Origin of the sequence: Micromonospora zamorensis (assembly GCF_900090275.1) — a bacterium.
Lineage (GTDB): Bacteria > Actinomycetota > Actinomycetes > Mycobacteriales > Micromonosporaceae > Micromonospora > Micromonospora zamorensis.
In genome coordinates this window covers 338,902-357,037 of the sequence record NZ_LT607755.1, presented here as the reverse complement: position 1 = coordinate 357,037, position 18,136 = coordinate 338,902, and the positions used below count along the sequence as shown (strand labels likewise).

At 72.6% G+C, this 18,136-nt stretch carries 18 protein-coding genes; 8 read left to right on the top strand and 10 right to left on the bottom strand.

Translation table 11 applies throughout. From position 1 onward, the window contains the following. Positions 1–48: 48 nt before the first annotated feature. Positions 49–642 (bottom strand): pentapeptide repeat-containing protein, encoded by a 594-nt coding sequence (locus GA0070619_RS01635; protein WP_088946411.1) that lies wholly within the window; start codon positions 640–642, stop codon positions 49–51. A gap of 98 nt (positions 643–740) precedes the next feature. Here GA0070619_RS01635 and GA0070619_RS01630 point away from each other — a divergent pair, with 98 nt between their 5' ends. Then, positions 741–1,973: a serine hydrolase domain-containing protein gene (locus GA0070619_RS01630; protein WP_088946410.1), complete on the top strand. Its 1,233-nt coding sequence runs from the start codon at positions 741–743 to the stop codon at positions 1,971–1,973. A gap of 320 nt (positions 1,974–2,293) precedes the next feature. On the opposite strand, the gene GA0070619_RS01625 is transcribed toward GA0070619_RS01630, so the two are convergent. Together GA0070619_RS01625 and GA0070619_RS01620 are read right to left on the bottom strand one after the other, a co-directional pair. Next, on the bottom strand, positions 2,294–2,758 hold the full coding sequence (locus tag GA0070619_RS01625) for a PPOX class F420-dependent oxidoreductase (protein ID WP_088946409.1): 465 nt from the start codon (positions 2,756–2,758) through the stop codon (positions 2,294–2,296). Positions 2,759–2,800: 42 nt separating this feature from the next. Beyond that, the gene (locus GA0070619_RS01620; protein ID WP_088951490.1) at positions 2,801–3,439 is read right to left on the bottom strand and encodes a DUF6642 family protein; all 639 of its coding nucleotides are present in this window, start codon (positions 3,437–3,439) and stop codon (positions 2,801–2,803) included. A 304-nt stretch (positions 3,440–3,743) separates the two neighbouring features. On the opposite strand from GA0070619_RS01620, the gene GA0070619_RS01615 reads away from it, so the two are divergent. Continuing rightward, complete coding sequence (locus GA0070619_RS01615) at positions 3,744–4,517, top strand: D-Ala-D-Ala carboxypeptidase family metallohydrolase (protein ID WP_088946408.1); 774 nt, start codon at positions 3,744–3,746, stop codon at positions 4,515–4,517. 112 nt (positions 4,518–4,629) lie between these two features. Here GA0070619_RS01615 and GA0070619_RS01610 read toward each other — a convergent pair whose 3' ends face one another. The 4 genes from GA0070619_RS01610 to GA0070619_RS01595 all read right to left on the bottom strand — a co-directional run bounded on the left by GA0070619_RS01610 (position 4,630) and on the right by GA0070619_RS01595 (position 8,745). Further along, positions 4,630–5,061: a hypothetical protein gene (locus GA0070619_RS01610; protein ID WP_231927230.1), complete on the bottom strand. Its 432-nt coding sequence runs from the start codon at positions 5,059–5,061 to the stop codon at positions 4,630–4,632. A 145-nt stretch (positions 5,062–5,206) separates the two neighbouring features. Continuing rightward, positions 5,207–6,526, bottom strand: coding sequence for an ATP-binding protein (locus GA0070619_RS01605; RefSeq protein ID WP_331716860.1), 1,320 nt, complete (start codon positions 6,524–6,526; stop codon positions 5,207–5,209). A gap of 201 nt (positions 6,527–6,727) precedes the next feature. Beyond that, a complete protein-coding gene (locus GA0070619_RS01600) occupies positions 6,728–7,510 on the bottom strand; it encodes a response regulator (protein WP_088951488.1) in 783 nt (260 codons plus the stop codon). Beyond that, complete coding sequence (locus GA0070619_RS01595) at positions 7,489–8,745, bottom strand: sensor histidine kinase (RefSeq protein ID WP_088946406.1); 1,257 nt, start codon at positions 8,743–8,745, stop codon at positions 7,489–7,491. The genes GA0070619_RS01600 and GA0070619_RS01595 overlap by 22 nt, the downstream gene beginning before the upstream one ends. 132 nt (positions 8,746–8,877) lie before the next feature. Between GA0070619_RS01595 and GA0070619_RS01590 the strand changes: the two genes are divergently transcribed. The 4 genes from GA0070619_RS01590 to GA0070619_RS01575 are packed head-to-tail and all read left to right on the top strand — an operon-like array spanning position 8,878 to position 11,913. Then, entirely contained in the window at positions 8,878–9,774 is an 897-nt protein-coding gene (locus tag GA0070619_RS01590) for an ABC transporter ATP-binding protein (protein WP_088946405.1), read from the top strand. After that, entirely contained in the window at positions 9,771–10,565 is a 795-nt protein-coding gene (locus GA0070619_RS01585; RefSeq protein ID WP_088946404.1) for an ABC-2 transporter permease, read from the top strand. The genes GA0070619_RS01590 and GA0070619_RS01585 overlap by 4 nt, the downstream gene beginning before the upstream one ends. A gap of 2 nt (positions 10,566–10,567) precedes the next feature. Continuing rightward, on the top strand, positions 10,568–11,317 hold the full coding sequence (locus GA0070619_RS01580; RefSeq protein WP_088946403.1) for a YqeB family protein: 750 nt from the start codon (positions 10,568–10,570) through the stop codon (positions 11,315–11,317). 32 nt (positions 11,318–11,349) lie between these two features. Further along, positions 11,350–11,913: an SOUL family heme-binding protein gene (locus tag GA0070619_RS01575; protein WP_088946402.1), complete on the top strand. Its 564-nt coding sequence runs from the start codon at positions 11,350–11,352 to the stop codon at positions 11,911–11,913. A 1-nt stretch (position 11,914) separates the two neighbouring features. Here GA0070619_RS01575 and GA0070619_RS01570 read toward each other — a convergent pair whose 3' ends face one another. The 3 genes from GA0070619_RS01570 to GA0070619_RS01560 are packed head-to-tail and all read right to left on the bottom strand — an operon-like array spanning position 11,915 to position 16,137. Continuing rightward, complete coding sequence (locus GA0070619_RS01570) at positions 11,915–12,916, bottom strand: hypothetical protein (RefSeq protein WP_088946401.1); 1,002 nt, start codon at positions 12,914–12,916, stop codon at positions 11,915–11,917. Between the two features lie 48 nt (positions 12,917–12,964). Next, positions 12,965–15,379, bottom strand: coding sequence for an ABC transporter permease (locus GA0070619_RS01565; protein WP_231927229.1), 2,415 nt, complete (start codon positions 15,377–15,379; stop codon positions 12,965–12,967). After that, positions 15,373–16,137: an ABC transporter ATP-binding protein gene (locus tag GA0070619_RS01560; RefSeq protein WP_172861947.1), complete on the bottom strand. Its 765-nt coding sequence runs from the start codon at positions 16,135–16,137 to the stop codon at positions 15,373–15,375. Before GA0070619_RS01560 ends, GA0070619_RS01565 begins: the two co-directional genes overlap by 7 nt. Positions 16,138–16,306: 169 nt before the next feature. Here GA0070619_RS01560 and GA0070619_RS01555 point away from each other — a divergent pair, with 169 nt between their 5' ends. Together GA0070619_RS01555 and GA0070619_RS01550 are read left to right on the top strand one after the other, a co-directional pair. After that, entirely contained in the window at positions 16,307–17,464 is a 1,158-nt protein-coding gene (locus tag GA0070619_RS01555; protein ID WP_231927228.1) for a sensor histidine kinase, read from the top strand. Beyond that, entirely contained in the window at positions 17,461–18,129 is a 669-nt protein-coding gene (locus GA0070619_RS01550) for a response regulator (RefSeq protein WP_088946398.1), read from the top strand. The genes GA0070619_RS01555 and GA0070619_RS01550 overlap by 4 nt, the downstream gene beginning before the upstream one ends. Positions 18,130–18,136: the final 7 nt, after the last annotated feature.

The window sequence follows — 18,136 nt, the reverse complement described above, 5'->3', positions numbered from 1 at the left end:
CCCGCCCGCGCGAACCGGCACTTCGGCAGGCCACGAACGCCGCTCGCGTCAGCCGATCCGGAAGCCGAGGAGTTGCGCGATGACCACGGCCTGCCCGACGTCGATGACGGCTCCGGCCCGCTCGACGGCCGTCGGGTCGAGCGCGGTGAGATCGCTGCCGCGCAGGTCGGCGCCGCCCAGCTTGACGTTGAGCAGCTGCGCGCCGGACAGATCGACGCCAGCCACGGTGGCCCCGGTGAGATTGGCCCGGGTCAGGTCCACCTCGCGCATCCGCACCCCGGTCAGCCGAACACCCCGCAGGTCGGCGCCGGGCAGGGCGACGAAGGACCAGTCACCGCCGTCGACGGTCAACGGTCGCAGGTCGCACTCGAAGAAGGTGCTGCCGACCAGCTTGCAGCCGGTGAACTCGGCCTCGAAGAAGTTGCACCGCCGGAACACGCAACGGGTGAAGGCCGAGTCGACGTGCCGGGACGCGTTGAACCGCACGTTGCCGAACGTGCACCCGGTGAAGACCGCTCCACGGCTCACCGCCTCGGTCAGGTCCACGTCGAAGAACTCACAACCCACGAAGTGTCGGTCGGTCAGCTCCTCGCCATACCAGTCCTCGTTACGGTAGGTCACGTCCTCGGTCAGCTCCGGCATCCGGCCAGGCTAGTGGCCAGCAACGACAGCCGCGCAGCCGACGTGGCCCGCTGTGACCCCCTTCCGGTACGGGCGAACCGGCGAGTAGGTTCGGCGACGTGAGTGTGGCTCGGAGCAAGGACCCGGATCAGATCGGTTTCGACCCGGCGCGGTTGGCGCGGATCGACGAGCACTTCGGCCGGTACGTCGACGACGGCCGGCTGGCAGGCTGGCAGGTGGTGGTCACCCGTCGCGGCGAGGTGGCGCACTCCTCGACGTACGGGCTGCGGGACCGGGAGTCGGGCGCACCCGTCGAGGCCGACACGCTCTGGCGGATCTACTCGATGACCAAGCCGGTCACCTCGGTCGCGGCGATGATGCTGTGGGAGGAGGGCCGGTTCGAGCTGACCGACGAGATCAGCCGCTGGCTTCCGGAGTTCGCCGACCTACGGGTCTACTCCAAGGGGTCGGTGCTCAAGCCGTACACCGTGCCGGCGACCGAGCCGATCCGCGTCTGGCACCTGCTCACCCACACCGCCGGCCTGACGTACGGCTTCATGCAGACCTCGGTGGTCGACGGGCTCTACCGGGCCGAAGGCTACGACCTGTACCCGCCGGCGGACGTCGACCTGGCCGGCGCCTGCGCGGTCTTCGGGAAGCTGCCGCTGCTGTTCCAGCCCGGTTCGGCCTGGGGCTACTCGGTCGCCACCGACGTGCTCGGTCGGCTCGTCGAGGTGATCTCCGGGCAGAGCCTCGACGCGTTCTTCGCCGACCGGATCTTCGGCCCGCTGGGCATGACCGACACCCGCTGGTGGGTGGAGGGCGAGGAGGCGGACCGCCTGGCCGCGCTCTACGTCCCGGACCCGCGCAACGGGCGGGCCGTCCGCTACGACAGCCTCGGCTCGCTCGCGTTCAACAAGCCGGCACTGCTGTCCGGCGGCGGTGGCCTGATCTCCAGCGCCGCCGACTACCACCGCTTCACCCAGATGTTGCTGCGCGGCGGCGAGCTGGACGGGGTTCGGCTGCTCGGGCCGCGCACGGTGCGGTTCATGACCCGCAACCACCTGCCCGGCGGGCAGGACCTGGGCACCCTGTCCACCGGCGGCTTCGCGGAGTCGACCCTGGACGGGATCGGCTTCGGCCTGGGCTTCGCGGTGACCGACGATCCGATCCCCAGCCGGGTGCCGAGCAGCGTCGGCGAGTACTACTGGGGTGGAGTGGCCAGCACCGCGTTCTGGGTGGACCCGACCGAGGAGATCACCGCGCTGCTGTTCACCCAGCTGATGCCGTCGAGCACCTACCCGCTGCGCTCCCAGCTGCGCCAACTCGTCTACGCCGCCCTGCTCGACTGAGGCGGTACGACCGCCGCGCCGCTCGGCCCTGACCTCCGCGGACCCGGCGGCAGCGACGCCGGGAGGTCAGGCCGCCGACCCGACCCGTGTGTCGCCGCCGCTGTAGAGCTGCCCCAGATTGGGGGCACGCGGCGGCAGCTGTCCCGGTAAGCACGCCGCACCCCAAGCACGGCCGGCGACCTGCCGCCTCCGGCCGCCCCATATCCGGGGCAGCTCTACAGCACGGCGGCCCCACCCCATGACCTCCGCCTCGGGTGTCCGCGGTCGTCGGTGGTCGAGGTGGTCGGGTCGCCGCGCTGGCCTACCGGGCGCGATCGACCTCAGTCGGCGAGGCGGGCGGGGAAGCCGCCGGTGGCGATCGGGCCCCAGGCGTCGATGGTGACCCGGATCAGCGACTTGCCCTGGCGCACCATCGCCGCCCGGTAGTCGTCCCAGTCCGGGTGTTCGCCGGAGATGCTGCGGAAGTATTCGACAAGCGGCTCCAGCGCCTCGGGCAGGTCGAGCACCTCGGCGGTGCCGTCGATCTGCACCCAGGGGCCGTTCCAGTCGTCGCTGAGCACGCACGCCGAGACCCGCGGATCGCGGCGGATGTTGGTCACCTTGGCCCGCTCGGGGTAGGTCGAGACGACGAGCCGGCCCTGCCCGTCGATCCCCGCCGAGACCGGGGAGGACTGCGGGCGACCGTCGGACCGGGTGGTCAGCAGCAGCACGCGGTGTCGCGGCCGGAGGAAGTCGAGCAGGCTGTCCCGGTCGACCCGGGTGTTCCGTGCGATGCTGCGCGCCATTCCTCGTTCCTACCAGGGTGCGGGCGGGGCGGCGGCAGCGGGTCAGCGGGGCCGGGCCGTGGAGCGGTGCACCGCCTGGGTGGGCACCCGGGGGCGGCTGGACGGGCGCCAGGCCCGGCCATTGGCGTAGATCACCCGAAAGCCGAGGTACGACGCCAGCGGCGCCCAGTGGGCCGAACCCATTCGCAGCTCGGCGGCATTGTGCCGCTGGCCGTTGGCGAGCACGTCGAGGAGGACGGTTTCGAAAGCCGCCGATTCGACCCAGTCGACTTCTCGGGTGAAACCGCAGATCAGAGCAGCTCCGGTGACCTCGAGGAACTCGCGCAGGACCGCGTCGGAGGCCCGCAGGACGGAGCAACTGCCGAAATAGAGTCGCCGCCCCTCGGCCCGGCCGGCCATCAGGTCGGCCACCTCGTTCAACTCCACGGACTGCCAGTCGGTGAGGCACAGCCGGCTCGGTTCGCCGTGCATCGCGAAGAAGCCGACCCGGTGGTCCGCGTACTGCTTGAGCAGCCAGCGGTCCAGGAAGTAGAACAACTCGTCGCGGGTGGCCGCGTCCTTGTGGATGAAACGGATCTTGCCGAGCCGCTCCAGCAGCTCAAGGGTGGGCAGGACGGAGCCCCGCTCGTTGAGGTCGCGGTGCCACTGACCCTCGACACAGAAGACGCCACCGCGTGCCACGTGCACCTCCGCCAGTCCACAGCCCGAGGCTGACGTTACCGGCCGCCAGCAGCCAGGGAACATCACCCTCGGTGTGGCAGATTGCGACGTTCGGTGCGCTTGATCCCGCAAGGGCCGATCGGCGATCAATGGCTGTTTCGCAAATCAGCCTAATTCCCAGCCAATACCCAGGGACCGCAGATTGTGAGGACGATTCTCGTTAATCGCCTCCAACCACACCGATAAGTGTCAAGGTGGAGATCGCGGGACTTCTCGGTCGATGTCCCGTGGCCACCCCATTCGCTCTCCTATCGGGAGGACTTCTGTGCGCGTAAACACCTTGAAGCGTGCTGCCATCGCATTCGCCCTGGCGTTGCCCGGGGCAGCGATCGCTGCGGTGGTCGCCGCGCCAGCGGCGTATGCGGACGGCTGCTACACGTGGAACCGCACCCTGGCCCAGGGGCGCTCCGGCGACGACGTCCGACAGCTGCAGATCCGGGTCGCCGGCTGGGCCGGCAACCGGAACATCGTGGAGAACGACGGCCGCTACGGACCGAAGACGGCCGCCGCGGTCAAGCGGTTCCAACAGGCGTACGGGCTGCGCGCCGACGGTGTCGCCGGCCCGCAGACCTACGCGAAGCTGTACCAGCTCCAGGACAACGACTGCACACCCGCGCACTTCAGCTACAACGAACTCGACAACGGGTGCGGCGGAAGTGGGTGGAGCGGCGGTCCGCTGTCGGCGGCCCAGACCAAGCAGAACGCGCTGCGCACCATGTGGAAGCTGGAGGCGCTGCGCAAGAGCCTCGGCGACAAGCCGCTCAACGTGTCCAGCGGATACCGCAGCCGCGCCTGCAACAACCAGGTCGGCGGCGCGTCGGACAGCCAGCACCTGTACGGCAACGCGGCCGACGTCACCTCACGGACGTCGTCGCTGTGCCAGGTCGCCCGCGGCGCCCGTAACAACGGCTTCAGCGGGATCTACGGGCCGGGTTACCCGGACCACGACGACCACGTGCACGTCGACTCGCGTCGGGAGAACAACAGGGACAACAGCTCGAACACGACGAACTGGTCCGCGCCGGACTGCGGGATCTGAGCCGGCGACGACCGACTCATCTGTTGGGCGCGACGTCGGCCCGACGCGGAGGGGGATCTCCGCGTCGGGCCGACGTGGTGTCGCCCCGGGTCGGGTGGGCGGAGGGGTGCGCTCAGCTCGCCCGGGGCCAGCGCGGCGCGGTGACGGGGGGAGTCACCGGCCGGCCAGCAGCGGTGGGCCGTACACCCGGTGGGACGACCCGCGCGGCCTGCTGCCGCGCCGGCAACCCACCGGTACGCCCGGCCGGCGCCTGGTAGCCGGTCGTCGCCGGCCGGCTACCGGCGGGACGTGCGGGAGACGGCCCGGTCGCCGTGAACGGGAACGGTACGTGCACGAACGGATTGCCGTGCCGGATCAACGCCTCGATCTGGCGTTCGTTGAGCCCGTGTGTCTCCAAGACCCGTCGCCCCCAGCGGTGCAGGCGGCACGGGTAGGAGGCGCCGTCGTTGCGGCACAGCGGCCCGGTGGGCCACTCCTCGGCGGTGTGCACGACCACCGCCCGCACCGCCAGCCGGACATCTTCCGGGGTCAGCGATGCCGGCATCGGCACCTCACCCAGTACCTGATCGATGGGATCCGTCGACTGCTCACCAACTCGCACGGCAGGCCTCCCGCAGTTCGGCAGCGGTACGGCGGACCCACCGCACCGACATCCTCGGCCATGGGTACGGCCGGCACCGGACGAAAGTTCAATTCTGGTACGCGGTAAGCAGATCCTCCGGCGACAGCACTCGGATCCCCTCGACGACGGTGCCGCTGCGCGACACGGCAACGGCCGGCACCGCGTCGTCGGCACCGGGCAGCCGGGACCGATGCAGCAGCAGCCGACCCAGGTCATGCGCGTCGAAGGGCCGGCTCTCCTGCCATTTGATCGAACCGACGAAACTGATGCGCTGAGCGACGGGCCCCCGGTCAGCGCCAACCAGGTCGATCTCCGGGTCGTTGGTCCGGGTCCAGTAGCTGCCGATCACCGCTGCCTCCTCCGGCAGGTGGTCGCCGCTCAGCCGGCGCAGCGCCTCTCGGACGACAGGTTCAATGGCCCGTCCCCGCCAGGACGCCCACGACCGGACGATCCGGTCCAGGGTCAGGTCACCTCGCCCGCGCTCGATCTCGGACAGGTGAGATCCCAGGAATGACAGCCAGAAGCGCAGGTACGGGTCGGCCACCGCATAGCGGGTTTCCCGCGACGGCTTGGTCGACAGCGGAACGGCGACCTCCACGGCCCGCTTCTGGGCCAGCAGGCGCAGGGCGCGGTTCAGGGACGCCTGTGGAAGATCCCCCGCAGCGCGGGAGATCAGCGAGAAGGTCCGCTCACCGCTGCCGATGGCCCGCAGCACCAGCCCTGCCTGGGACTGGGGCGGAAACTCCGCCGCCAGTGCTCGCTCGCCGCTGACCAGCAGAGCGGAGGTCGAATCCCGTACCGCCTCGCTCAGATAGTCGTGGACGGATGCGCCGTTCGGCCACTCGTCGAGGATCAGCGGCAGACCGCCGGACACCAGGTAGGCGTCGAACGCGTCGGCGGCGGACAGGTCGAGCATGTCGCGGACGTCGGCTGGGCTCAGCGGCGGAATGACCATCTCGGTGGCTCGCTGGTGGAACGGCCGGCCGTAGTCGTTCAGGGCCTCCATCATCGCCAGATCCGAGCCGACGCAGATCAGCAGGACGGGCCGCCGGGACAACTCGCGATCGAAGACCTTCTGCAACGTTCCCTCGAAGCCCGGGTCACTCGCGATGAGGTACGGCATTTCGTCCAGGACGACGACGCTCGGTCGGTCGGACGGCAGCGCGGCGGCGAGCAGGGTCAGAGCGGCGTCCCACGTCTGCGGTTGCTGCTCACGAAGGATCTGCGCCCCCGGCAGCGTCGAGGCGGCCGCCGTTTCCACGAAGAGTGCGAGGTCGGCTGCGACGGTCGGCTGCGCGGAGGCGGTGAAGAAGAGATACGGCACGTCGGCCCGCTCGACGAACTCCTCCACCAGTCGGGACTTGCCTACCCGCCGGCGACCGCGCATGAGAAGGGCCCGCCCAGGCCGACCAGCACGACCACCTCGTTGCACCCGAGAAAGCATGCCGCCGAGGAGGTGGAGTTCACGGTCCCGTCCGACAAAGCCATCCACGATCACTCCTGACACAACCAACAATGGAACAACCAAAAATGAGTGTAACCTCATCCGTGTTGGTATGCCTGGCCATCTGGCCCAGCGAACGGCTCGTCAGACCAGGCCGGCGTCGTGCACGAGCAGGGCCACCTGGACCCGGTTGTTGAGGTCGAGCCGGGTCAGCAGCCGGGAGACGTACGCCTTCACCGTCGCCACGCTCATGAACAACTCCCCCGCGATCTCCGCGTTGGTGTGCCCGCGGCCCAGGGCGACCGCCACCTGCCGCTCCCGCTCGCTGAGCCCGGTGAGCAACCGCAGCGCCCGCTCCCGCCGCGGGTCGGGGCCGGCCGGGCCGGGGGTGGCGGCGGTCACGTGGGCGATCAGTGTGCGGGTCACCGTCGGGGACAGCGTCGCCTCACCGGCCGCCACCCGGCGCACGGCGTGCACGATCTCCGCCGGCGGGGTGTCCTTGAGCAGGAAACCGGCAGCCCCGGCGCGCAACGCCCGCAGCACCTGCTCGTCGGCGTCGAAGGTGGTCAGCACCAGCACCTCCGGCGGGTGTGGCTGGGCACGCAGGGCCTCGGTGGCGGTCAGCCCGTCCACCCGGGGCATCCGGATGTCCATCAGCACCACGTCCGGGGCGTACGCGGCGACGGCGGCGGGGACCTCACCGCCATCGGCGGCCTCGCCGACCACGGTCAGGTCCGGCAGACCGCCGAGGATCATCGAGAGCCCGGCCCGGACCAGCGCGTCGTCGTCCACGATCAGCACGCGCACCGGCGACACTGCCGACTGCGGCACCGCCGCACCGGAAGGGCCGGCCACACCGGAGGCGTTGGCGGCGCCGGAAGGGCCGGTCACGCCGGAAGGGCCGGTCACGCCGGCCACGGCAGCCAGGCGGCCAGCCGGAAGTCGCCTGCGTCGTCGCGACCGTAGGCGAGCTGGCCACCGGCGAGGGTGACCCGTTCGCTGATGCCGACCAGGCCGGTGCCGGCGCCGGGCAGAGCGTCGCCGGCCGGTGCGCCGACCGGCCAGCGGTTGCCGATCGCCACGGTCAGGCCGCTGCCCGGGCCGCCCGCGACGTCCACGGTGACCGCCGCGCCGGCCGCGTGCTTGCGGGCGTTGGTCAGCCCCTCCTGCACGATCCGGTACGCGGCCCGGCCCAGCGCCGCCGGCACCTCCCCCGGGCTGGCGACGCTGTCGCTGACGTTGACGCGCACCCCGGCTGCCCGCGATTCGGCGATCAGGGCCGGCAGGTCGGCGAGTGTGGGTTGCGGCGGCTCCGGGGAGTCGCCGTCGTCGCTCTCGGCCCGGAGCACCCCGATCACCTCCCGCAGGTCCTGAAGGGCGGCGTGGGCGCTGCCCCGGATCACCCCGGCGGCCCGGGCCACCTCGTCCGCGGGAGCGTCCGGGCGGAACTCCAGCGCCCCGGCGTGCAGGCTGAGCAGGGAGATCCGGTGGGCCAGCACGTCGTGCATCTCCCGGGCGATCCGGGTGCGTTCGAGGTGGCGGGCCTGGGCGACCCGGAGCTGCTGCTCGGCTTCGGCCCGCTCGGCCCGATCCCGCAGCGACACGATCAACTGCCGTCGGGCCCGGACGAACATCCCCCAGGCCAGCACGGTGAGAGTGATCACCACACCCCAGGCGACGGTGGCCCAGTAGGGCATGACCGGATCCGGACGAGTCCAGCTGTAGACCAGGTTGGTAATGAGACCGACGCCGGTCACCGCCACCGCGACTGCGGTGCGCCGGTGCACCACCACGGTGAAGTAGAAGATCAACAGCGGGATGGAGGCGGCCATCGAGAACAGGTTCAACGGCAGGGTCGCCACCATCAACCCGAGCGGCCACCGCCTCCGCAGCCAGAGCAGCCCGCAGCAGACCAGCCCGATCAGCGCGTCCACGCCGACCATCCAGTCGTGCGGCAGCGCGACCGCCGTCTCCGGGTTGGGCGACAGGGCGTCCGCCGTGGAGTACAGCACCCAGAGCAGGCTGATCAGGAAGGCCAGGGTGTCGACCGCCCAGTCCCGGGTGGTCCGCCGCGGCCGGCGGGTCGCCGTCTCCGGGCTGGTCGCGCCGGCCAGTGCCCCGGGCAGCAGCCAGGGGTGTTCCGGCACGGCGAGGCTGGTCACGGCACCATGCTAGGCAGCCGAAGGGCGCCACGACCAGCTACCAAAGTCGAGACCCGCCGGTCGACCAAGGTCGGTACGGCATCGACCGGCGGCCGCAGCGGATGGCCGGGCGGCGCGGGCAGGCTCGACCACATGATCACCGTGGAGAACCTCACCAAGCGATACGGGCCACACCCGGCGGTGGACGACGTCTCGTTCCACTGCGAGCCGGGGACCGTCACCGGCTTCCTCGGCCCCAACGGCGCCGGCAAGTCGACCACCATGCGCATGATCTGCGGGCTCACCGCGCCGACCGCCGGCCGCGCCACCGTCTCCGGGCGCCCCTACCGGGAGCTGCCCAACCCGGGGCGCGAGGTCGGGGTGCTGCTGGACGCCTCCGCCCAGCACGCCGGGCGGACCGGCCGCGAGGCGTTGACGCTGTCCGCGTACACCATGGGTTTGGACCGGCGCGAGGTCGCCGCGAAGCTCGACCTGGTCGGGTTGAACGCGGTGGCCGCGAAGCGCCGGGTCCGGGCGTACTCGTTGGGCATGCGCCAGCGCCTCGGCCTGGCGCATGCGCTGCTCGGTGACCCCCGGGTGCTGATCCTCGACGAGCCGGCGAACGGCCTGGACCCGGAAGGGATCTTCTGGATGCGCGGCCTGCTGCGCGACTTCGCCGACCGGGGCGGCACGGTGCTGCTCTCCTCCCACCTGCTGCGCGAGGTGGAGGCGGTCGCGGACCGGCTGGTGGTGATCGGGGGTGGCCGGATCGTGGCCCAGGGCAACAAGAACGAGCTGCTGGCCGGCGGCGGCACTGTGGTCCGGGCCCGCGACGGCGCGGCGTTGCGCCGGGCGCTGGAGGTGGCCGGGCTCAGCGCCGCCGACAGCTCGGAAGGACTGCTCGTGCAGGCCGACGCCGAGGCGGTCGGCCAGGCCGCCGCCGATGCCGGCGTCGCGCTGGCCGAGCTGCGCCCCGCCAGCGGCGGTGGCCTCGAACAACTCTTCCTCACCCTGACCGCCGGCGAATCCACCAAGGAGGCCGTCCGATGACCACCACCGCGCCCGCCGCGAGCGCCGTCGCGCCCCAGCAGCACACTCCGGTACGCCGACCGCCGCTGCTCCGGCTCACCGTCGTGGAGCTGCGCAAACTCGTCGACACCCGGGCCGGCCGCTGGCTGCTGATCACCATCGGCCTGATCGCCGCAGTGGTCGTCACCCTCCAGTTGATCTACGCGGACGACGCCGACCAGACGTTCTCCAACTTCTTCGTCCCCTCGCTGCTGCCGGTGGGGGTGCTGTTGCCCGTGCTCGGCATCCTCTCGATCACCAGCGAGTGGTCGCAACGGACCGCCCTCACCACGTACGCCCTGGTGCCCCGCCGGGAGCGGGTGGTGACCGCCAAGCTGGTCGCGGTCATGGTGGCGGCACTCGCTTCGGTGCTGGCCAGCCTCGCCCTCGCCGCCGTCGGGACGCTGGTGGCCTCCGCCATCGGCGGCGCCGGCACCTGGCAGCTCGACGGATCGCTGATCGTGAACGCGGTGATCCTCCAGGTCACCAGCGTGCTGATGGGCGCCGCCTTCGGTCTGCTGCTGCTCAACCCGCCGGTGGCCATCGTCGGCTACTTCCTGCTGCCCACCATCTGGGGAGTGCTGGGCGAGATGGTCCGGCCCCTGCGCGGCCCCTCCGAATGGCTCGACACCAGCAAGACGATGGAACCGCTGTTCAGCAGTGACGCCCTCACCGGGGGGCAGTGGGGACGGATCGTGGTATCCCTGCTGGTCTGGATGGTCCTGCCACTGGCCGCCGGGCTGTTCCGGACGCTCCGCCGCGAGGTGTCCTGACCATGGACATGGCCGGCTACCGACCACGCACCGTGGTCAGCGGCGGCCCGGTGGAGCTGGCGGTCATGTGGGGCGGCTTTCCGCTGCTCGGCGCGGGCGTGGGATGGCTCCTCGCGGCAACGACGGGTTGGCTCGCCCGGCTGCCCTGGGTGCCGTTCGGCGATCTGATCGAGTGGCTGGACCGGCTGCCCGAGCCGCAGGCCACCGCAGGCACGATCGCGGTGGGCGTCCTGGGCGGTCTGGTCATCGCCGGGATCGGCACCGTCGAGCGGCTGATCGTCACCGTCGACCCGGCGCAGGTCCGGCTGCGCCGCTCCGACCAGGACCGGACCGTCGCACGGGCCGACGCACGGGTGGTCTTCCTCACCGACGGACACCTGGTGCTGCTCGACGCCGACGGCGCGGAACTCGTCCGGGAGCCGACGGACCTGCCGGCCAGCCAACTGGCTGCGGCCTTCCGGACGCACGGCTGGGGTTGGGCGGACGACGACCCGCACCGGTCGGCGTACCGGCTGTGGGTGCCCGACCTGCCCGGCCTGCCCGCCGGCGCGGACGCACTGCTGCGGGCCCGCGAACGGGCGATCGAGCGGGACCGCCGCGACGACGCCCGGGAGCTGCGCCGGGAGCTGGGTCTGATCGGTGTGGTGCTGCGCGACGAGAGCAAGCGGCAGTACTGGCGGCTGACCGCGCGAGCTGTCGCCTCGGGGCCGGAGCAGTCGACTTCGGCCGAGCGGGAGCCGGACGGGCGGTAGCGTCTGTCCCAGCAGACCCTGGGAGCCGCGCGATGACCGAACAGCAGCCGTACCGGGTGGTGTCCCGACACCCCGGCTTCGAGCTGCGTCGGTACCCGGCCCACCTGGTGGCCGAGATGCAGATCCAGGCGTCGTTCACCAGGGCGCCGATCGAGGCGTTCCGGCCGCTGGCCGCGTACCTCGCGGGTGCCAACCGGGCTCGGCACCCGATCGGGTCGAACACGCCGGCGACGTCCGCGTCCGACGGCTCGGAGAAGATCGCCATGACGGTGCCGATGGTGCAGGTGGAGGGTGAGTGGCCGGGCGCGTACCTGCTCCAGTTCGTCATACCGGCCACCTTCACCGCCGCCACAGTGCCCGAGCCGGTGGACGCCCGGGTGCGGATCCGCGAGATTCCGGCGCAACTGGCTGCGGCCATGCGCTTCTCCGGCCGGTGGACGGAGCAGGCGTTCAGCCAGCGGGCAACCATGCTCGGCCGGTCGGTCACCGCCGCCGGGCTGCAACCCACCGGCGCGATCCGGTACGCACGCTTCGACCCGCCGTGGAAACCGTGGTTCCTGCGCCGCAACGAGGTCGTGCTGCCGGTCGTCGAGTGAGCTACCGGCGGTCAGTGACCGCCGGGCGGGCCAGCAGCAGGGCCATCGCGAGCCCGGAGAGCAGCCCGCACAGCGAGACCAGCAGGTCGGAGTCGGCCGCGTTGATCGGGCTGTTGCCGGCCAGCTCGGTGAACGTCGCCCCGATCGGCAGCAGGATCATCATGGGGATCGCGGTGGCCAGCAGGAATGCCATCGGACCCAGCAACGCGGCGAGGGCGGCCAGCGCGTGGTGCCGCCAGATCGGCCGACCGCCCGGCCAGTCCCAGGCCAGCAGGGTGACGCCGGTGAGCAGCACCGCACCGAGGGCCGTCTCCGGCAGGAGTCGCGTGCCGGGCCCGACGGCCCGGACCAGCCCGACGCCGACCAGCGCCGCCACGGCGAGGCCGGCAGCCAGCCCGACGCGGGCCCGGCTACGTGCCGGGGCCGCCGCCAGCGCTGCACCGACGGCCAGAACGACCAGCAGCGCCGCCGTGGCGAGGGCGCCCTGGTTCAGCTCCGGCTCCCGGTCGGTCGGTGACTCGATGCCGGCCGCCACGAGCGTCAGCACCCCGGCCACACAGGCCGCGCCGGTCAGCGTCCTCCGCTCGGCGGCTGACGGCGCCTCACCGCCCTGGGCTGACGGCGCGCCGCGCTCCCGCCACCACAACGCAGCCGCGAGCGCACCGAGCACGGCGCAACCGCCGACGGCGAGCAGCACCGTCGCCCGGACACCGATCGGGTCGACCCGGTCGATCGCCACGTCGGCGGCGACCCAGCAACCACCGAGCAGCACCGCCCACCGACTCCACCGCAGGCGCCCCCGGCCGGCCAGCACCAGTCCGACGACCACCGCCATGATCGCCATGAACCGCAGGTCGCGGGCCCAGTAGGCGTTGTTGCCCGGCAGCCTCTCCGACCACGGGCCGATCGGCTCGGTCAGCGGTTGCAGCACTGTCACGCCGTACGCCCAGAGCACCACGGCGGCGGCGGAGAGCAGCAGCCCGACCGGACGCGCGAATCGCATCCATGGACGGTAGCGGCCCGGCCGCTTCCTCGGGGGGCGGGGACGCGGTCATCCGGCGACCCCGACCGAGGACCGCGCGGGGCGGTGTCGCAGCGACCGCCACGTCGGCAGCACGCTCGCCAGCACCGCGAGCAGCAGGCACAGCCCCAACACCCCGGCGACCACCGACCACGGCACCACCAGGTCGACGGGGGCACCGACCTGCTCGGCGAGGCCGGCGCGGATGCTGAGCAGACCGACGAAGGCGACAGCCCCACCGAGCAGCGCACCGATCAGCACCACCAGTGCGGATTCGGCAGTGACCAGCCAGACGACCTGTCGCCGGGTCGCACCGGCCATCCGGATCAGCCGTAGGTCCGCGGCCCGGCCGGCGGCGGCCAGCAGCAGCGTGTTCGCCACCGCGATGGCCCCGTAGCCGGCCGACACACCGATCAGCAGCAGCGTGAAGAGCCAGACGAGTCGGTCCTCGGCGGCGTCCGCCTCGGCCGCCCAGGTGGTGACGTCGACGATCCGCGCGCCGACCGGAGGAGCGATCCGGTCCCGGACGTACACAGTGGACGTCAGCGCCGACGGGTCGTGCGTACGCACCACCGCCCGGGGCACGAGCAGGTCCCCGGGGAGCGAGGCGTCGGTGACCACGGCGACGACGCGCAGCGACACCAGCGTCCCGTCGGCGAAGACCACCGCGTACGGCTCGGACGGCCGCAGGTTCGCCGAGGCGGTCACCACCACGGTGTCGTCACCGCGCAGGTCGTCGAGGGAGCCGGCGACGACGGTGAGCGCCCGGTTCGCGGCGGCGAAGCCGGCCGGGTCCACACCCAGCGCGGTCAGCGGCCGGTCCGCCGGCGCTGTTCCGGGATCGGTGCGGAAGACAGTGGTCGGCAGGAGGGCGGTGCCACCGGTGGCGGCGACGGCCTGGTCCGACAGACCGGGTGCCCGGTCGGGCAGCACGATCCAACCGGCGTTCACGTTGTCCGCCCGTCCTGCCGCGTAGGCGGCGGTGGTGGTCCGCACCATCCCGGACACCAGCACCGCGAAGGCGACGGTGAGCAGCACCGGGGCGGCAGTGGACGCGGTCCGCCGCGTCGCGGTCAACGCCCCGCCCCGGACCAGCATCCCGATCGCGCCACCACGTCGCCGCACCGGAGACCGCAGCAGTCGCACCACCGGTCCGACCACCGCCGGGGAGAGCACTGTTGCGCCGGCCACCAGCGCCATCACCGCGTACAGGGCGTACTGCCCAGCGACGCGGGCCTCGTCGGCTGTCGCCGTCCCGACGCTGAGGGCGACGCCCACCGCGACGAGCAGCGCGCCGGTGGCGACGCGCAGCCGCCCGATCGGTCGCTGCTCCACCGCCGCCTCGCGCAACGCCTCCAACGGTCGAACCCGCGCCGCACGCCGGGACGCCGACCAGACGGCCAACAGCGAGATCACCGGCCCGGCGACGAGCGAGAGCGCCACCGGCCAGGGCTCGTACCCGACCCGGAAGGTCGATGGTTCGAAGCCGGCGTCGACGAGAAGCCAACCGAGCAGCGGCGCGAGCCCTCCGCCGACCAGCAGGCCGACGATCCCGCCCGAGGCGCCGACGACGAGCGCCTCGCCGTACACCATGCGGCGGACCTGCCGCCCGGTAGCGCCGACGGCGCGCAGCAGGCCCAGCTCACGGCGGCGTTGCGCGATGGTGAACGCGAAGGTGGAGGCGACCACGAACACCGTGACGAACCCGGCGAGGGCCGCCGTGGCGGTGAGCACCTGCATGCCGATCCAGCGGGTGCGGGCGTCGTTGCGCGGCTCCAGCACGCCACGCGCGTCTCCGGTGAGCACCCGTCCGTCGGTGCCGACGATCCCGCGAGCCGCCGTGGCGACCCGCCCCGGGTCGGCGTCCGCCGCCAGCACCAGCCCGATGGCCCGTACGCCGGGCGCGAACGTCGCGGCGACCTCGTCCGCGACATGGACGCCGGGCCTGTCGACCAGACCGGTGACGGTGTACGACTCCGCACCCACAGCCGTCAGCAGGGTGACCGGCGCGCCGGTGCGCAGCCCGAGCGCGCGGTCGACGACCACCTCGCCGGGCCTGCGCGGCGGCTCGCCGGCCGTGAGGCGCAGTCCACCGAGCTGGGCGCTGGACCAACCGTGCCCCTCGTGGGTGTCGCTGGCCGCGGGTCGACCATCGATGAGCGGCTGGGCGTAGAAGGTCCGGTCCGGCACCGCCGCCGCGACACCGGGCAGGGCCGCCAGCCGGCCGACGAGTCCCGCCGTCGCGGTGGCGGACCAGGGCCGGGTCGGCACGAACGAGTCGGCCGACGCGCCCGCTTCGGGGCTCTGCACCACGACCGCCGCCCGCGCGAGCCGGTCCGGCACCTGTGGGCGCCCGGAGGCGAGGAGCAGGGTGGCCGCCGCGACCAGCGTGACCCCGATGGCCACGGCCACGAACGCGCTGACCGACCGCCGGATGCTCACCACGACGGCCCCGCGGCCGTCTCCGCAGGAGCCGTCTCCCGTTCGGCGATCCGGGCGGCGACCACCGCCGCGGTGATCCCGCCCTCCAGCTCGTCGACGACGCGGCCGTCGGCGAGCAGCAGGACCCGATCGGCGTACGCGGCGGCGGCGGGATCGTGGGTCACCATCACGACGGTCTGCCCGTGGTCGTCGACGAGCCCACGGAGCAGTCGGAGCACCTGTCGGGACGCCGCGCTGTCCAGCGCCCCGGTCGGCTCGTCGGCGAAGACCACAGCCGGGCGGGTGATCAACGCGCGGGCCACGGCGACGCGCTGCTGCTCGCCGCCGGACAGCTCACTCGGCCGGTGCCCGGCCCGGTCGGCCAACCCGACAGCGTCGAGCGCGGCGACGACGTCCCGAGCCGGCGGGCGGCGGCCGGCCAGGCGCAACGGCAACTCGACGTTCTGCGCGGCGGTCAGCGTGGACACCAGGTTGAACGCCTGGAACACGAACCCGATCCGGTCACGCCGCAGCCGGGTCAACTCGTCCTCGCCGAGGTCGTCGAGGCGGGTGCCGTCGATCGTGACGGTCCCCTCGGTCGGGCTGTCCAGCCCCGCCGCGCAGTGCAGCAGGGTGGACTTCCCCGAGCCCGAGGGGCCCATCACCGCCGTGAAGGTGCCGCTCCCGAAGCTGGTCGTCACGCCGTCGAGCGCCGCCACCCGCCGGGTCCCGGTGCCGTACACCGCGCGCAGCCCCGTCAGGGTCACCGTGTCTGTGGTCATGACCGCCACGGTGCCCGGTGCGCGGCGTGCAGCGCGTCGTGCCGGCGCGGGCACTTTCCAGCCCTCCCCCGGGTGGAGGCGAGGGCCCGGAACCGCCAGTACGTCGTCCTGCGGGATGACCGCCCGTGGGTGGACGCGGCCGACCCGGCTGGCCGCTACCGTCTGGCAGGTGACCGCTCCCCTGCTGACCCGGCGGCTGCGACCGGTGGACCTGTACATCGTGGACGCCGTGCTGGCCGTGGCGGTCGGTGGGCTGCTCTGCCCGTACGCGGCGCTGGAGTCGCCGCTGCACGGTGGGGTACGCGAGCCGCTCTGGGTGTCCGTGCTCGTCGGGATGGTCCTCGGGCTGCCGTTGGCCGTCCGGCGACGGTGGCCGATCCCCGTCGCCGTCGTGATCAGCGGCAGCACCGCCGCGACCCTGGTCACCGGTGTGATCCCCAACTTCGCCGCTGCCGCGCCGGCGGTCGCCATCGGTCTGTCCTTCTACACGGTGGCCGTGTCGACGACCACGCGCCGCTCGCTGCTCAGTGCCGCCGGTTGTCTCGCCCTGGTGAGCGTCGCGCTGGTGCTGACGGCTGGCGATCTGTGGTCACGCACCGGTGCCGTCGTCTACGCCACCGTCATGATCGCGCCCGCCTGGGTGATCGGCTGGCTGCTCCGCGAGCGACGCGCCCTCGCCAGCCGGCAGAGTGACCAACTGGTCCGTCAGGCCGCCACCGAGGAACGACTGCGGGTGGCCCGTGAGCTGCACGACGTGGTGGCGCACACGCTGAGCCTCATCGTGGTGAAGGCGGCCGTCGCCAACCACGTCGCCGAGGCCGACCCACGGGAGGCGGGGGCCGCCCTGCGGGTGATCGAGGAGACCGGCCGCACCGCGCTCACCGACGTCCGTCGGGTGCTCGGCGTCCTGCGGGAGGGCACCCCGTACGCGCCGACGCCCGGGCTGGACGAGTTGCCCGTGCTCGCCAAGCAGGCGGCGATCGGCGGTGTCGACGTCCGGCTCGACGTCCGGCGGGAGGAACCGGCCGGCGCGGTCCCGGAGTCGGTGGGCCTCGCGGTGTACCGGATCGTGCAGGAGGCGGTGACCAACGTGGTGAAGCACGCGGCGCCGGCCGCCTGCCGGGCTACGGTGACCGTCACCCCCGACGAGGTGCGGGTGGAGGTGACCGACGACGGTCGGCGTCCGGTGCTGATCGGCGGGGAGGGGCACGGGTTGATCGGCATGCGGGAACGGGTCGCGTTGCACGGTGGGGAGTTCCGGGCCGGGCCACGCTCCGATGGCGGCTTCGCGGTGACGGCCAGCCTGCCCTACCGGGTGGCCACGTGATCCGGGTGCTGATCGCCGACGACCAGGCGCTGCTGCGCGGCAGCTTCCGGCTGCTGGTGGATCTCGCCGGGGACTGCACGACTGTCGGCGAGGCGGGCACCGGTGTGGAAGCCGTCGCGTTGACCGAACGGTACCGTCCGGACGTGGTGCTGATGGACGTCCGGATGCCGGAGATGGACGGCATCGAGGCGACCCGGCGGATCTGCGCCGACCCGGCGACGGCCGGCACCCGGGTCATCATTCTGACCACGTTCGACCTGGACGAGTACGTCTACGGGGCGTTGCGCGCCGGAGCCAGCGGCTTCCTGCTCAAGGACACCCCACCGGCGGACCTGCTGACCGGGATCCGGGTGGTCGCCGCCGGTGAGGGGCTGCTCGCGCCGACGGTGACCCGCAGGCTGATCGACGAGTTCGCCCGGCAGCCGGAGCCGACCCGGCCGCTGCCCCGGCAGCTCGACGGGGTGACCGAGCGGGAACGGGAGGTGCTCGCGCTGATCGCCCGGGGCCTGTCCAACGCGGAGCTGGCCACGCACCTCAACCTCAGCCAGGCCACCGTCAAGACGCACGTCGGGCGGCTGCTGACCAAGCTGGCCGTACGCGACCGGGCGCAACTGGTCATCGTCGCGTACGAAACGGGACTGGTGGGACCGGGCGGCCTACGCTGAGCCGGTC

Excerpts from the sequence above, each read along its gene's own strand:
- GA0070619_RS01635 (WP_088946411.1), bottom strand. The coding sequence starts at position 642 with ATGCCGGAGCTGACCGAGGACGTGACCTACCGTAACGAGGACTGGTAT.
- GA0070619_RS01625 (WP_088946409.1), bottom strand. The coding sequence starts at position 2,758 with ATGGCGCGCAGCATCGCACGGAACACCCGGGTCGACCGGGACAGCCTG.
- GA0070619_RS01610 (WP_231927230.1), bottom strand. The coding sequence starts at position 5,061 with ATGCCGGCATCGCTGACCCCGGAAGATGTCCGGCTGGCGGTGCGGGCG.
- GA0070619_RS01605 (WP_331716860.1), bottom strand. The coding sequence starts at position 6,526 with ATGCGCGGTCGCCGGCGGGTAGGCAAGTCCCGACTGGTGGAGGAGTTC.
- GA0070619_RS01590 (WP_088946405.1), top strand. The coding sequence starts at position 8,878 with ATGATCACCGTGGAGAACCTCACCAAGCGATACGGGCCACACCCGGCG.
- GA0070619_RS01585 (WP_088946404.1), top strand. The coding sequence starts at position 9,771 with ATGACCACCACCGCGCCCGCCGCGAGCGCCGTCGCGCCCCAGCAGCAC.
- GA0070619_RS01580 (WP_088946403.1), top strand. The coding sequence starts at position 10,568 with ATGGACATGGCCGGCTACCGACCACGCACCGTGGTCAGCGGCGGCCCG.
- GA0070619_RS01575 (WP_088946402.1), top strand. The coding sequence starts at position 11,350 with ATGACCGAACAGCAGCCGTACCGGGTGGTGTCCCGACACCCCGGCTTC.
- GA0070619_RS01570 (WP_088946401.1), bottom strand. The coding sequence starts at position 12,916 with ATGCGATTCGCGCGTCCGGTCGGGCTGCTGCTCTCCGCCGCCGCCGTG.
- GA0070619_RS01560 (WP_172861947.1), bottom strand. The coding sequence starts at position 16,137 with ATGACCACAGACACGGTGACCCTGACGGGGCTGCGCGCGGTGTACGGC.